This window comes from Streptomyces erythrochromogenes (genome assembly GCF_036170895.1).
GTDB lineage: Bacteria > Actinomycetota > Actinomycetes > Streptomycetales > Streptomycetaceae > Streptomyces > Streptomyces erythrochromogenes.
Genome location: NZ_CP108036.1, coordinates 8394709 through 8407955, shown reverse-complemented (window position 1 = coordinate 8407955; position 13247 = coordinate 8394709). Strand labels below are relative to the sequence as shown.

Here is a 13247-nt window from a genome sequence, read left to right as displayed (position 1 = left end):
GGGCGGCCCGCACGGGCTTCGGCACCGGGCGGGATACTTGTCCGATGGACGGTTTGAGGGCTTCCTGGGCCAACACGACGCACGACTGGGCCGCCACCGTCGATGCGGATCATCTGGCACACATCCGGTGCAGTCCCGCGGAGTTCGCTCCGGACGGCCCCTGGCACCTGGCCCTGGAGGTACTCGCCTATGCCGCCGACGAGGCGTCGGGCAGGGGCGGCGGAAGCTGCGCCGTCGCCCTCCATCCCGACGGCTCCCTGTCCGTCCGCGATGACGGACGGGGCACCGACACCCGGGTGGACGAGCACGGCCGGACGGTGAAGAAGCCGGTCATGGCCACGAAGGACCTGCGGTTCTTCGACGTCCCGCAGGCCGAGGTACTGCCCGACGGCCGTCCCCGGCGCGGCATGTCCGTGGTCGCGGCGCTCAGCGAGTGGCTCGTCCACACCAACCGCCGCCGGAGCGGGGCCTGGACCCAGCGCTACGAACGCGGCGTCCCCGTCACCGGCCTCGAGCCCGTCGAGGCCGACGGCACGACCGGCACGCTGGTCCGCTTCAGGCCGGACGAGTCGCTGGGGGCGGTGACCGCGCCGGCGGCCGTCGACCTTGCGCGCCTCGCCGCGGCCTGGCCGCATCTGGAGCTTCGGGTCGACGACCGGCGCGGGGGCTGACGGCTCCGCCGCCGGCCGGCCGCGAATCCTAGGCCCGCTTGGGGAGCTTCCAGTGGGGGCGGGGGAAGTGGCAGGTGTAGCCGTCGGGGTAGCGGGCGAGGTAGTCCTGGTGCTCCGGTTCGGCTTCCCAGAACTCGTCGGCGGGGACCACCTCGGTCACGACCGTTCCGGGCCACAGGCCGGACACCTCGACGTCGGCGATGGTCTCCTGGGCGATGTGCCGCTGCTCTTCGTCCAGGTAGAAGATGGCGGAGCGGTAGCTGGTGCCGATGTCGTTGCCCTGGCGGTTCTTCGTCGTCGGGTCGTGGATCTGGAAGAAGTACTCGAGGATGGTGCGGTAGTCGGTGGCGGCGGGGTCGAAGACGATCTCGATCGCCTCCGCGTGGGTGCCGTGGTCGCGGTAGGTGGGGTGGGGTGTGCCGCCGCCGCTGTATCCGACCCGTGTGCTCAGCACGCCGGGGAGTCTGCGGATGAGGTCCTGCATGCCCCAGAAGCAGCCGCCGGCCAGCCATGCCTTCTGCTCGGTCTTGCTCATGACGGGTTGTCCTTTCGTTGTCCTCCGAGGACGCCCATCAAGTATCACCTGTTGGAACGGTGACCTGATGGTCGCGACTTCGGGTGCCGCCTGTCAATGCGCGGCGGCCGTGGCGCCCGCCGCCCTGCGCCGCACCAGGCGGGGCGCAGGGCCGGCAGACGCGCTCATCGCGGACCTGGGGTACATCCAGCTCAACGGGCACAAGCGCAACGGCTGACACCGGCCGGCACCCCGCCCGGCGGAGGATTCCGGGGCGGCGCGAAGGAGTTGGTCCAGTCCCGCGGTGACATGCCGTACCGCTGGCGGAACACACGGCTGAAGTGGTTGGCGCTGACGAAGCCCCACCGGTGTGCGATGCAGGAGACGGTCCTGCTGCGTCCCGGTCGGGCCAGCTCCCGGGCGGCCTCTTCCAGGCGGCGCTCCCGGATCCAGTTGCCGACCGTCGTGGCGTCCTGCGAGAAGAGCCGGTGCAGGTAGCGGACGGACACGTGGTGTGCGGTGGCGATCGACCGTGGGGACAGGTCCGGGTCCGCCAGGTGCAGGCTGATGTGGGCACGGATACGCGCCATCAGGACCGCTGCTTCCGTCGTGGCGGTCCCGGCTGCGGGCCGGGTGCCGGCGGCGGCCCGCTCCGCGATGAGGGTGGCCAGCATCCCTGCGATGTGGCCGGCCATGCGGCCGCCGGCTTCGGCATCCAGGCCCGGTGCCGCTTCGGCGAAGGCGGCCAGGAAGCGGGAGACGACGGACCCCAGGCCCGGAGTGGCCCGGATGACACTGCCCAGCACGGCCGACAGGTCTGCCTGCGGGACGGCGAGCACGGCACACGGCAGCCGGAGCAGGTGCATCCGGGAGGGCTCGGGCAACTCCACGGCGAGTTCGCCGCCCGAGGGGAGCAGGGCCATGTCGCCCTGCGACAGGCGTATCCGGCTGCCGTTGCGGGACAGCAGCCCGCTACCCGAGGCCTGAACGGCCACGACGACGAACGGCCCGCCGATTTCGCTGTTCCGGCCGTCGCGGTGGGTCCGGTGCGGTGTGGCTTCGAGGGTGCGTATCCGAAGGTATCCGCAGTCGTCGATCGCGATCTCGTCGGCGAACAGCCCCGGCTCCGCCGCCCTGTCCGTCGCCCTGTCCGTCGCCCTGTCCGCCGCGCGGTCCGTCGCCCTGTCCGTCGCCCTGTCCGCCGTCGGCTGGTCCGCGGGGCGGGACCGTGTGCGGACCCGTTCGGTTTTTTGCGCTTGCATGCCCCGAGCGTGCCGAGGGAGGGCGGGGGTTCGAATCCCGGAAACCTCCCAGTCGGTTCCGCCCGGTCCCCAGTCCGGCGCGGTCCGCCCGGGGAACCCGGAGCCGGTATGTTCAGTTCATGATCATGAGAGGCCGGGGGGCGGAAAGCGCTCTGGTGCACCGGCTGTTGGAGGGCGCCCGCGCGGGCATGAGCGGCGTGCTCGTCCTGCGCGGCGATGCCGGCATCGGCAAGACGGCCCTGCTGGACCACGCGGTCGCGTCGGCTTCGGGCCTGCAGGTCACGCGGGTCGCGGGCGTCGAGGCCGAGCAGGAGCTGGGTTTCGCGGCCGTGCACCGCGTCCTGCTGCCGTTCCTGGGTGCCCGGGCCGGGCTGCCCGGGCCGCAGCGTGCCGCGCTCGAAACGGCGTTCGGGATGGTGGGCGGTGCCGCGCCCGACCGGTTCCTGGTGGGGCTCGCCGCTCTCACCCTCCTCGCGGAGTCCGCCCGCGAGCGGCCGCTGCTGGTCGTGTGCGACGACGCCCAGTGGCTGGACCGGGAGTCCCTCGACGTCCTGGCCTTCGTGGGGCGCCGGCTCCACGCCGACGGCATCGTCGCTCTTTTCGCCCTGCGCGACGACGCGGCGGCGCCGCCGACACTGACCGGTCTGCCCGAACTCCGGCTCGGCCGGCTGCCGGAGAGCGATGCGCTGGCGCTGCTCATGGACCACGCCGACGGCGGGATCGACCAGGTCGTGGCCGAGCGGATCATCGCCGAGGCGGCCGGCAATCCGCTCGCCCTGCGCGAACTGGCCCAGGGGCCCCATGTCGTGGAGGCGGGGTTCGCCGAACCGCCGGCCCTCGGGCGGCGCCTGGAGGCACGGTTCCTGCGGCGGGTCCACGACATGCCGGTGCTGACCCGGACGGTGCTGCTGACGGCGGCCGCCGACGCGACCGGCGACCGGCACCTCGTACGGCGGGCGGTCCGGCACCGGATGGGGGCCGGCAACGACGACATAGCCGAGGCGTTCGAACAGGCCGAACGGGAGGAGCTGCTGACCGCCCGCCCCGCTCCCGGCGCCTCCGCGTTCCGTCACCCGCTGATCCGCTCGGCCGTGTACGGGGGCGCGTCGCGGGCCGAACGCCGTTCCGTGCATGCCGCTCTCGCCGCCGTGACCGACGCGCACGCCGAACCCGAACGGCACGCCTGGCATGCGGCCGCCGCCGCGGACGGCCCCGACGAGCAGGTCGCGTCCGCACTGCACGGCTGTGCCGAGCGGGCCAGGAACACCGGCGGCTACCTGGCTCAGGCCGCTTTCCTGCAGCGGGCCGCGGATCTCACCGACGACCCGGTCCAGCGGACCGCACGGCTGCTCGAGGCGTGTGCGGCGGCGCTCATGGCCGGCGCCCCGCACCGGGCCGAGGAGCTCCTCTCCCGGCTGCCGGCGCCGGGGCCTGCGATCCCCGTCCTGGGCGCCCATGCCGACCGGCTGGGCGGGCTGGCCCGCCTGATGCTGGGCGGGGACGGGGCGGTGCGCCTGCTCCTCGACGCCGCCCTGGTGCTCTCGGAGCACGACCCGGGAGCGGGCCGCGACACGCTGCTGGAGGCCTTCGACGCTGCGATGGTCGCTCCCCGCAGCGGCCCCGATGCCGGTGCCCTGCAGGTGGCCGGCGCCGCGCTCACCGCCGTCGCCTGCCGTACGGCCCCGGCGCCCGGTGCGGATGTTTGCGTTCCGGATCTTCTGCTGGACGGTCACGCCCGGCTGGTCGCCGTCGGCCACCGCGAGGCCGCGCCGTCCCTGCGGGCGGCGCTCGCGGCGATGAGGCTGCCCGGAGCGGAAGAGGGCGGAGCGGTCCGCTGGAGCCTGCTGGGGATGATCGCCGCCGTCGAGTTGTGGGACATCGACGCCCTGGGGGAATGCGGACGGCGGTACGCCGATGCCGCGCGCGGCCACGGGGCGCTGCGCATGCTCCAGATCAGTGCGCACGCCAACGCGACCTCGGAGGTGTTCCGCGGCAACCTGGCCGGTGCGGAAGCGCACTTCGCGGAGTTCAAGGACATCGCGGACGCGACCGGAGCCGATCCGCGCTTTTCCCACCCCACCGATGTGATGCTGCACGCCTGGCGCGGGGACGAGCCGGCGACCCTGTCGGCGGTGGCGGCGCAGCGGGAGCTGTATCCCGAGCTTCCCGGCGGGATTCAGGTGCAATTGGCCCGTGCGGCGCTGGTCGTGCTCGGGCTGGGCGGGCGCCGCTACCCGCAGGCCCAGGCCGCGGCCCAGGCGGTTCTCGACGACCCTCCGCCGCACTGCGGCGGGCTGAGCCTTCCCGGCCTGGTCGAGGCCGCCGTCCGCAACGGCGATCAGGGCGTGGCCCGCCGGGCCTTGGAGCTCCTCGCCGAGCGGGCCACGGCCAGCGGCACCCCGTGGGCGTCGGGCCTGCTGGCCCGCAGCCGCGCCCTCGTCGCCCCGGACAGCGAGGCGGAGGGCCTCTTCCAGGAGGCCGCCGCGCATCTGGCGCCGACGCCGCTCCTCACCGAGAAGGCGCACACGGACCTCCTGTACGGGGAGTGGCTGCGTCGGCAGCGCCGCAGGCACGACGCCCGAAGCCTGCTGCGGCGCGCCCACGGGCAGTTCACGTCGATGGGGGCGGCCGCCTTCGCCGAGCGGGCCCGTCTGGAACTGCGGGCCACGGGCGAGCAGGCGCGCAAGCGGGGCGCGGGGACCGAGCGGCACCTCACCCCGCAGGAGTTCCGGGTCGCGCGGATGGCAGCTCGTGGTGCCACCAATCAGGAGATCGCGACGGACTTGTTCATCAGTGCGAGCACGGTGGAGTACCACCTCGGCAAGGTCTTCCGGAAGCTCGGTGTCTCCTCCCGCCGGCAGTTGGCTGCGTCGCTGCCGCAGGAGTAGCCGCCGCAGGAGTGGCCACCGCAGGGGTGGCCGCCGCAGGGGTGGCCGCCGCTGCGGGGCGCCTACCGGGCGGGGTCGGCGAAGCGGCGGACGAAGTCGAGCGCGGTCTGCGCGACCTCGCGCCAGCCGTGGTCGATGGTGAGGGAGTGCCCTCGGCCCGCGATCTCGGTGATCTCGGTGACCGCGTGGGTGTTGCGGGCCTGCTTGCGGTACGAGGCGTCGGCGATGGCCCAGGGGACCGTGTGGTCCTTCTCCCCCGAGATGACCAGGAGCGGGCCCCGGTCCGCGGCGGTGGTGTCGACCTTCACCTCCGTCCACGGGTTCACGTTCGCGGCCGCCGCCTGGAAGAGCGGCCGGCCCGGGGCGGGTACCGCGAACGTCTCGTACAGCTGCCGGGCCTCCTGCTCGTCGACCGCGTTGGCGAACGCGTAGCGGAACTGCTCGTACGTCAGCGGTACCGCGCGGTGGTAGTTGGCCGGGTTGCCGAGGACCGCGCCGGCGGCGCGGAGGGAGGACAGCGGGAGCGGGAGCACGCCGCGGAAGGGCGCGGGGTCGATGGCGACCGAGGCTCTGGACAGGCCGCGCCCGGCGATGATCTGTGTGATCAGGCCGCCGAAGGAGTGGCCGATGACCACGGGTTTGCGGTCCAGTCCGCCGATGAGGTCGCAGAAGTGGTCGGCGACCTGCCCGACGCTCTTGCGCGCGAACGCCTCGGGGTGGGCGCCGGCCTCTGCGACGGTCTCCGGATCGTCGGGCCAGCCCGCGGTGACCGGCGCGAATCCGGCCTCCTCGAAGAGCGCCGCCCAGCGGTCCCAGCTGGTGGGCAGCAGCCAGAGGCCGTGGACGAACACGGCCGGCACGCGGCCGGTGGCGTTGGCGTCCTCGATGCGGGCCCGGTCGCGCGCCGGGGGTGTGGGGGAAGCGGGGCCTGCCATGGGTGTCTCCTTCGCGACGGGGGCGTCCGCGCGCACGGCAGTGCGGGCCGGGCCGGGGCGGTCAGCCGAAGCTATCCACGGCCGCTGGACGCCGATCGCCCCCTGGCGCCCGGGACGTGCCTCTCCGTGCACGGCGGCGGGCCGCCGAGGGCCGCGCGGGCGCACTCGGCCGCTCACCGCCGCCGCCCAGGCGGCGACGGCCGCCGTGAACCCGCGGATCAACGCGGTGGTGGAGAGCTGGCCCGCCGAGGACGCCCCGGCCCCGGGCAGCACGCCGCTCGCGGGCGTGCCGTTCCTCATCAAGGACCTGGCGGTCTCCATGCGGGGCAAGCGCGTCGAGCTGGGCAGCCGGCTGGCCGCCGGCAACGTGGCACGGCAGGACTCCTTCCTGATGCGGCGCTTCCGCCGGGCCGGCCTGGTGACGCTGGGCCGCACGGCCACGCCCGAATTCGGCTACAGCACCACTACGGAGCCGGTCCTGTACGGCGCCACCCGCAACCCCTGGCACCTCACCCGGACCCCCGGCGGCTCCAGCGGCGGGTCGGCCGCGGCCGTCGCCGCCGGCATCACCCCCCTCGCGCACGCCACCGACGCGGCCGGATCGATCCGGGTGCCGGCCGCCAGTACCGGGCTGTTCGGCCTCAAGCCCACCCGCGTCCGCGTCTCCCTGGGCCCGGACGCCGACGAGGTCTTCAGCGGCCTCGCCGTGCACGGCGGGCTCAGCCGGACCGTGCGCGACAGCGCGGCCCTCCTGGACCTGATGGCTCGCCGCGCAACTGGAGAAGGCCGCTCCCTGGGCAGAGCGCAGGCCCGCCGTATGGGCGGGCACGCACCGGCCCGCCTGATCCCCTGCCCGGGCCCCGCCCCGGCGTCGGGCGGGTACGGCCTGCTGCCGGTGCGCGGACACGGCCGGCGCGGCGGCACCGGGCGTGGGCGTGGCCGGGGTGGGGCGAGGGGGGTGCGTCGCGCGCCGAAGGGCTGGTCGGCACGGGTGAATCGTCATCTAAGATTCAAGCTGGCCGCGGGGCCGGGGCTCGTCGCTGTGTGCGGCGACCGCGGAAGGGCCAGGCCGGCCGGTCGATGAGAGCGGCCCGTGTCAGGGGTTCCGGTTCCGGTCCGGACGGGGACCATCTGACGCTGATCATGAAGCTCCCGGGGAATCGCGTGCCGTCGGCGTGCGTCTCAGTGGTGTGAGATGCCCAGCCCGCACGCCCACGCACATGAAGACCGCCGGGGAGAAGTGAGGTATGGCAGTGATCTGCGTCGGAGGCATGATCGGGATCGGCAAGACGAGTGTGGCCGAACTGCTCGCCAAGGAACTGGGCAGCGACGTCTTCTACGAGAGCGTCGACGACAATCCGATCCTTCCGCTCTTCTACACGGCGAGCCCCGAGGAGATCCAGGCGAGGCGCTACCCCTTCCTGCTCCAGCTCTACTTCCTGCAGACCCGGTTCGCCTCGATCAAGGAGGCGTACAAGCAGGGCGACAACGTCCTGGACCGGTCCATCTACGAGGACTGGTACTTCGCCAAGGTCAACCACGACCTGGGCCGGATCAGCTCCCTCGAGATGCAGGTGTACGAGGGCCTGCTGGGCGAGATGATGCGCGAGATCGACGGCCTGCCGTACCGCAAGGCCCCCGACCTCATGGTCTACCTCAAGGCGGACTTCGAGACGGTGCTGCACCGGATCGGCCTGCGGGGCCGCGACTTCGAGCAGGACGAGAGCCTCATCGAGTACTACCGCACCCTGTGGTCGGGCTACGACGACTGGGTGAACCTGCACTACTCGGCCAGCGAGGTCCTCGTCGTCGACATGAACCACACGGATGTCGTGCACAACCCCGACGACGCGGCCCGCGTGGTCCAGGAGGTCAAGGTCGCCCTGGCCGCGGTCAGGGCGAACGCCGCGACCGGCCTCTGACCGGGCAGGTCGTGGCCGCCTCCCCCGCGCGGGGGAGGCGGCCACGACCTGGGGACGATGCCCGGGCACCCGGCGGGTGGCGACGATCAAGGCACTGCCGTACACACGCCGGAATCGGAGCCTCACCATGCTGAAGTGGACCCTGCGCGCCACCGCCGTCCTCGCCGTCGCCGCCGCGATCGCCGCCCCCGTCGCCGTGCCCGCACCCGAAGCGACGCCCACCGCACCCTCTGCCGCCGTCACCGCCGCCGCGCCCGAGGCCGGGCTCGCCTCCCCCGCGAGCGGGACGACGGAGTGGGGCCACCCCGTCGCCCTCTAAGAGGCGGACCGGGGGGCCGCCGCCCGGGCCTGCGGGGCCGTTAATCGCTCGGTCCTCCGGCAAGTGCCGTGCAAGGATCCCGTCCATGCCGCCGACGCCCACCCTGACCGATCGACGCTCCCCCTGGGTCGTGTTCACTTCCCCGACCGACCCGTGGCTGGCGTCGGAAACGGCCGCGCTCGTGCAGCGCAACGGGCTGGTCCTGCGGCTGGACGGCCGGGAGATGCGGGATGCGGCGTCCGTCTTCCGCACGTTCGCCCGGGAGTTGTCGTTCCTCGGCTACTTCGGCCACAACTGGGACGCGCTCGTGGACTGCCTCCACGACTGGCACGGCTCCGGGCACGGCGATCAGGACCTCGCGATCCTGATCGACCACGCGGACGACCTGCTGATGTCGGACTTCCTCGGGCTGTTCGTGTCGGTCCTGGCCCAGGCTGCCTGGAACTCCAACCTCCGCCTGGACGCCGACGGCGAGCTCGACGAGTGGCGTCGGCCTATGGCCCAGCACTTCGTCTTCCTCCTGGACCACACCGCTCCCGTCGCCTTCGCGGAAGCGGCGGCCCGCGGCATGGACGTGGCGGTGGCGCTCTCGGACGGCCGCCTGCTCGTCACCCTGACCGACGTCGACTGGCCCGGTGGAGATCCCGCGTCCGCGCCCTGGACGGCCGGCCCGCTCTCCTTCGCGGATGAGGAGATCCTCAGCGGCATGAACGTCCAGGCCATCACGCTGTTCCGCGAGCACCTCGGCTGCTCGATCCACGAGGCCCTGGCCATCCTCCAGTCCCGCTCCGACCACCTGCGCCGAGGAGTTCCGGCTGGGCGAGGTGTCGGTGGCCGCGCCGGTGCGGGGCCCGGCGGGCCCTGAACGGGGAGGCGGGTGGGGTGTTGGGCCGTACGCGGCGGGTGGGTGCGCCCCCGCTCACCCCGTCGGGGGAACGGTCGGTGCTTCGCGTGGCGGGAGGTGGTCTACTGCGGCTCGACCAGCGGAAACCTTCGCAACAGGAGGCAGCATGAGCGACGTGGACCTCGACTTCGAACCGCCTGCGGAAGCCAGTGGGAGCGACACGTTCCCGATGCGGGCGGGGACCCTGCGCAGGAACGGCCATGTGCTCATGGACGGCTTTCCCTGCAGGCTCACCGACGTCTCGATCTCGAAGTCGGGTCAGCGCGGCCAGACCGAGGTGAACCTCACGGGGATCGACATCTTCACCGGCGAGAGGCACGAGGACATGCACCCCTGCGCCCACGACGTGCAGGTACCGGTGGTCGTCCTCACCGAGTACGTGCTGACCGGCATCGACGACGGGTACCTCTCGCTCGTGGGCGAGTCCACGGGCGAGGCCAGGGACGGCATCGCGCTGCCGGAGGGCACGCTCGGCCGGGACATCGAGAGCGACTTCGCCGCCGGCAGGGGCGTCCGCGTCGCCGTGACCCGCGCCATGGGCCGGGAAGCCGTCACCGGCCACCGCGCGGAGTAGCGAGCCCCGCGGCGGCCGGTGCGCAGCGGCCGGCTGCCGCGGCCCCCGCCGACCGGATCCTCAATCGGAACGCCTCGACCGCCGCCCGCCCGGGCGGATGGGCGGGCGGGCGGTCAGTGGGTGCGGAGGGTGGCGGTGTACACGTCCGTACGGTTGCGGGGCGCGTCGGAGTGGGTCTCGGTCAGGACCGCCCGCACTCCCTTGCCGTCCGCTGCCAGGCCCTGGTAGTCGCCGAGGAAGTAGCCCCCGGCGAACGGCGCCTGCAGCCAGTCGAAGACCCGCGAGACCTGTCGTTCGCTCTGCCGCTCCGGGTCGCCGTGCGGCAGCGTGGCCAGCTGGTAGGCGGTGGGCAGGGTGGTGGTGTCGCCGGGCTCCAGGAAGCGCAGGTCGTAGTAGGTGAGTGCGACGGTGCCCCGTTCGTCGACCGCGATCGACGGGGAGAAGGCCGGCACGCCCGGGGGGCTGATCAGCTCGGGGCTCCCCCAGGTGCGTCCGCCGTCGGTGGAGCGCACGAGCTGGACGGAGTCGAAGTCGCCGCCGGAGAAGTCCGAGCCTTCGTAGGCCATGTACAGGGTTCCGGTCTTCGGGTCGACGGCCGGGCTGGGCAGGGTGGATGCGGCGCGCAGTGCCTTGGCGGGGTCGTTGGGGTGGACCTCCGGTACGGAGGTGTCCCGGGCGACGGTGGTCGGGGCGCTCCAGGTCCGGCCGGCGTCGGTCGAGGTGACCATCGCGTAGTGGGCTTCGGTGACGGTGCTCAGGTCGTCGGAGTAGGTGATCCGGTCGAAGAAGTCGTACAGGGTGCCGGTGCGGGGGTCGACGACGATCACGTGGCCGATGGTCTGGGTATTGGGCACGGCGGCGGTGTCGACGAACGGCCGGGCCTTGCTCCAGGTGCGGCCGCCGTCGCGGGTGAGGGAGATGTAGCCGGGGCCGTCGAGGGAGCTCGGGCCGGGCGGGTCGTTGTCCAGGCGGTTCCAGACCTGGTAGGCGGTGCCCTTGCGGATCGGGTCGGCGGTGAGGGAGGGCTTGTCGTTGAAGAACGGCTGCTCGTCGACGTGCGTGGTGGTGAGGTGGTGCCAGGTGCGGCCGCCGTCGCGGGAGGTGGCGGCCAGGAGGGCGCTGCGGGTGCTCCGGGTGAAGTCGACGCCTTCCCCACTGGCGTAGACGGTTCCGTCGGGGCCGGTGCTCACCCAGGGGTCGGTGGCCCGTTCGTAGTCGGCGCCGCCCGGGGCGCAGAGGCTGAACGGCAGCGTGCTGCGGTGGAAGGTGCGGCCGTCCGTGGTCCAGGAGGCGACCAGGCCGCGGGCGCCGCCGTCGTTCCAGCGGTCCTGCTGGTACACGGTGACCACGCGCTCGGGGTGGTTCGGGTCGACGGACAGGTACGGCTCGACCTCGGTGCCCGGGTAGACGACGCTGTCGGGGGACCTGGCGCCGATGGTGCAGTCCGCGTACGGGTCGCCGTGGGACACCCTGACCAGGGGTGCGCCGTCCGGGGCGGCGCCGGGGCCGGGGTTGCGGTCTGCGGTCGCGGGGGTCGCGGCGGTGACCGTGGCGAGCAGGAGCGCAGCAGCGGCGGCAGCGGCCAGGGGCGGGAAGGCGCGCATACGGGATCTCCTCCGGGCCTGGGCGGCCGTTCGGTGCGGGACCGTCGTGGTCGGCGGGCGGGGGTGGGGTGACGTGATGACTCGGCCTGGTGTTCTTCGGCGTCGTGGCCGGGGCCCTTGATGGGCCGAACGGCGTGCTCTTCCCCGGCGTCGCCGAGGTGCACGGCGGACGTGCTCGGGCGGACGCGCACGGGCGGGCCCTCCCCCGAACGGGCGCCTCGACGGGCACCCGCCTCCCGGCGGCCGGAGGATCGGTGCGGGGACACGCGACGGGGCGGATCACGGGAGCGGATCAAGGATGCCGAACACCGCCGGTTGCTCGAAGAGGACGCGCGTCGTGGTGCTGACGGGCGTGCTGGCCCTTGCCGGGGTCGTCGTGACGGGGTGCGGCGGCGGGGCGCGCGACGGCGGGCAGGTGCCCGGGGCGGGGCCGCACCCGCAGGCGGCGCGCTCGGGCCGGGTCAGCGTCGTCTACGAGACCGGTACGGTCGCACCGCAGGACCGGCAGGTCGTGGCGCTGATCCGGAAGTCCGGGGTGCTGGAGCGGTCGGCCGACTGGGTGAACAGGACGCTCGCCCTCCCGCACGACCTGGTCGTGAAGGTCACCGCCGACGTGCCGCGCGGCGTCACCGACGCCGTCACCCAGCCCGACGGCAGGACGATCTTCGTCCCGCCGCCGTTCCTGGCCGAGATCGAGAAGGCCTTCGCCGATGTCGTGAAGACCGTCGAGCGGCCCGTGCCGTTGACGGCGTCGCAGTACAACACCGACGACCTGACCGTGCTGTCGACGGAGTTCATCTTCGGCCACGAGATGGGCCATGCGCTGCAGCGCCAGTTGCTGCTGGCCAACCTCGGCCTCGAAGAGGACGCCGCCGACGGCTTCGCGTCCTTCTACACCGTCAACGAGGTCGGGCCGGGGCCGTCGCTGGCCGCCGCGGTCCTCTTCGACGAGATCGCCCGCAAGGAGGGCCGGCCGACCCTGGAGGGCATGTCGAGCGACCACCCGGTCACCCAGCAGCGGGCCTACAACTTCCTGTGCTACCTGTACGGCAGCGACCCGAAGAAGTACCAGCGGTCCCTGGTCGACAGCGGCTATCTCCCGAAGACCCGCGCCCCCTTGTGCCCGCAGGCGTGGGCGATGCTGGACTACGGCTGGTGGACCCAGCTCCAGCCGCACTTCAGCCCGGCGTTCAAGGCCCGGGGTGACGGGGAGCAGAAGAAGGCGCATGCGCGGCTGGTGGCGGAGACGCAGGCCCTGGCGGAGCGGATCGACGAGATCCGCAGCAGCCAATGAGCCGGTCCCGCCCATGAGACCGTCCGCCGCCGGCCGGTGGCCGGCCCTGTGGGCGGGGCGCGACGCGCCGGTGCCGGACGGGCGCCTGGCACACGACGCGGCGGCCACTTCCCGGCGCGCAAGAGGCCGACCAGCAGCCCGTACGGCTCGCCGCGCGCGGGGTCCGTCGGGTGCGGCTCGTCGACCATCGTGCGCAGCCGGGCCTCCAGGGCCCGCGCCTCGGCACCGGTGAGCCAGAGGTGGCGCAGGACGGTGTGCGAGGCCCTGGCCGGGCGGGCTCGGCAGCGTCTCTGCGAGGGCTGCGTTGATCAGGAACTCCGGGCCGACCGCCGCGTCCTGGTGCAGTGTGAAGCCTCTGCC

Annotated in this window: 11 protein-coding genes and 1 pseudogene; 8 read left to right on the top strand and 4 right to left on the bottom strand. The window is 73.4% G+C overall.

The features are described 5' to 3' along the window. The first annotated feature begins 44 nt into the window (after positions 1 to 44). Positions 45 to 671, top strand: a complete 627-nt coding sequence (locus tag OHA91_RS38900; RefSeq protein WP_328738247.1) for an ATP-binding protein — start codon at positions 45 to 47, stop codon at positions 669 to 671. Positions 672 to 699: 28 nt separating this feature from the next. On the opposite strand, the gene msrA is transcribed toward OHA91_RS38900, so the two are convergent. After that, entirely contained in the window at positions 700 to 1206 is a 507-nt protein-coding gene (gene msrA, locus OHA91_RS38895; protein WP_031154698.1) for a peptide-methionine (S)-S-oxide reductase MsrA, read from the bottom strand. Positions 1207 to 1397: 191 nt separating this feature from the next. Beyond that, positions 1398 to 2447 carry a helix-turn-helix domain-containing protein gene (locus OHA91_RS38890; protein ID WP_328738248.1) on the bottom strand — a complete coding sequence of 350 codons (1050 nt, stop codon included), beginning with the start codon at positions 2445 to 2447 and terminating at the stop codon, positions 1398 to 1400. Positions 2448 to 2566: 119 nt separating this feature from the next. Here OHA91_RS38890 and OHA91_RS38885 point away from each other — a divergent pair, with 119 nt between their 5' ends. Further along, positions 2567 to 5335, top strand: a complete 2769-nt coding sequence (locus OHA91_RS38885; RefSeq protein ID WP_328738249.1) for a helix-turn-helix transcriptional regulator — start codon at positions 2567 to 2569, stop codon at positions 5333 to 5335. Positions 5336 to 5397: 62 nt separating this feature from the next. On the opposite strand, the gene OHA91_RS38880 is transcribed toward OHA91_RS38885, so the two are convergent. After that, positions 5398 to 6270: an alpha/beta hydrolase gene (locus OHA91_RS38880; protein WP_051893413.1), complete on the bottom strand. Its 873-nt coding sequence runs from the start codon at positions 6268 to 6270 to the stop codon at positions 5398 to 5400. A 172-nt stretch (positions 6271 to 6442) separates the two neighbouring features. Here OHA91_RS38880 and OHA91_RS38875 point away from each other — a divergent pair. The 5 genes and pseudogenes from OHA91_RS38875 to eif5A all read left to right on the top strand — a co-directional run. Then, positions 6443 to 7034 (top strand): annotated as a pseudogene (locus tag OHA91_RS38875) (amidase family protein); the annotation flags it as partial. A 483-nt stretch (positions 7035 to 7517) separates the two neighbouring features. Continuing rightward, the gene (locus OHA91_RS38870; RefSeq protein ID WP_031154705.1) at positions 7518 to 8192 is read left to right on the top strand and encodes a deoxynucleoside kinase; all 675 of its coding nucleotides are present in this window, start codon (positions 7518 to 7520) and stop codon (positions 8190 to 8192) included. Positions 8193 to 8319: 127 nt separating this feature from the next. After that, positions 8320 to 8511, top strand: a complete 192-nt coding sequence (locus OHA91_RS38865; RefSeq protein WP_158714847.1) for a hypothetical protein — start codon at positions 8320 to 8322, stop codon at positions 8509 to 8511. Between the two features lie 85 nt (positions 8512 to 8596). After that, a complete protein-coding gene (locus tag OHA91_RS38860) occupies positions 8597 to 9376 on the top strand; it encodes a barstar family protein (RefSeq protein WP_051893414.1) in 780 nt (259 codons plus the stop codon). Between the two features lie 145 nt (positions 9377 to 9521). Further along, positions 9522 to 9989 carry a translation initiation factor IF-5A gene (gene eif5A / locus OHA91_RS38855; protein ID WP_031154711.1) on the top strand — a complete coding sequence of 156 codons (468 nt, stop codon included), beginning with the start codon at positions 9522 to 9524 and terminating at the stop codon, positions 9987 to 9989. A 113-nt stretch (positions 9990 to 10102) separates the two neighbouring features. Here eif5A and OHA91_RS38850 read toward each other — a convergent pair whose 3' ends face one another. Beyond that, positions 10103 to 11593, bottom strand: a complete 1491-nt coding sequence (locus OHA91_RS38850) for a sialidase family protein (protein ID WP_051893415.1) — start codon at positions 11591 to 11593, stop codon at positions 10103 to 10105. A 298-nt stretch (positions 11594 to 11891) separates the two neighbouring features. Between OHA91_RS38850 and OHA91_RS38845 the strand changes: the two genes are divergently transcribed. Then, positions 11892 to 12887, top strand: coding sequence for a DUF4344 domain-containing metallopeptidase (locus OHA91_RS38845; RefSeq protein WP_328738250.1), 996 nt, complete (start codon positions 11892 to 11894; stop codon positions 12885 to 12887). Positions 12888 to 13247 lie beyond the last annotated feature (360 nt).

What these genes read in the sequence shown, in the direction of transcription:
- OHA91_RS38860 (WP_051893414.1), top strand. Translation starts at nt 8,597, where the DNA reads ATGCCGCCGACGCCCACCCTGACCGATCGACGCTCCCCCTGGGTCGTG.
- OHA91_RS38880 (WP_051893413.1), bottom strand. Translation starts at nt 6,270, where the DNA reads ATGGCAGGCCCCGCTTCCCCCACACCCCCGGCGCGCGACCGGGCCCGC.
- OHA91_RS38900 (WP_328738247.1), top strand. Translation starts at nt 45, where the DNA reads ATGGACGGTTTGAGGGCTTCCTGGGCCAACACGACGCACGACTGGGCC.
- OHA91_RS38890 (WP_328738248.1), bottom strand. Translation starts at nt 2,447, where the DNA reads ATGCAAGCGCAAAAAACCGAACGGGTCCGCACACGGTCCCGCCCCGCG.
- OHA91_RS38850 (WP_051893415.1), bottom strand. Translation starts at nt 11,593, where the DNA reads ATGCGCGCCTTCCCGCCCCTGGCCGCTGCCGCCGCTGCTGCGCTCCTG.
- OHA91_RS38845 (WP_328738250.1), top strand. Translation starts at nt 11,892, where the DNA reads ATGCCGAACACCGCCGGTTGCTCGAAGAGGACGCGCGTCGTGGTGCTG.
- OHA91_RS38870 (WP_031154705.1), top strand. Translation starts at nt 7,518, where the DNA reads ATGGCAGTGATCTGCGTCGGAGGCATGATCGGGATCGGCAAGACGAGT.
- OHA91_RS38885 (WP_328738249.1), top strand. Translation starts at nt 2,567, where the DNA reads ATGATCATGAGAGGCCGGGGGGCGGAAAGCGCTCTGGTGCACCGGCTG.
- eif5A (WP_031154711.1), top strand. Translation starts at nt 9,522, where the DNA reads ATGAGCGACGTGGACCTCGACTTCGAACCGCCTGCGGAAGCCAGTGGG.
- msrA (WP_031154698.1), bottom strand. Translation starts at nt 1,206, where the DNA reads ATGAGCAAGACCGAGCAGAAGGCATGGCTGGCCGGCGGCTGCTTCTGG.
- OHA91_RS38865 (WP_158714847.1), top strand. Translation starts at nt 8,320, where the DNA reads ATGCTGAAGTGGACCCTGCGCGCCACCGCCGTCCTCGCCGTCGCCGCC.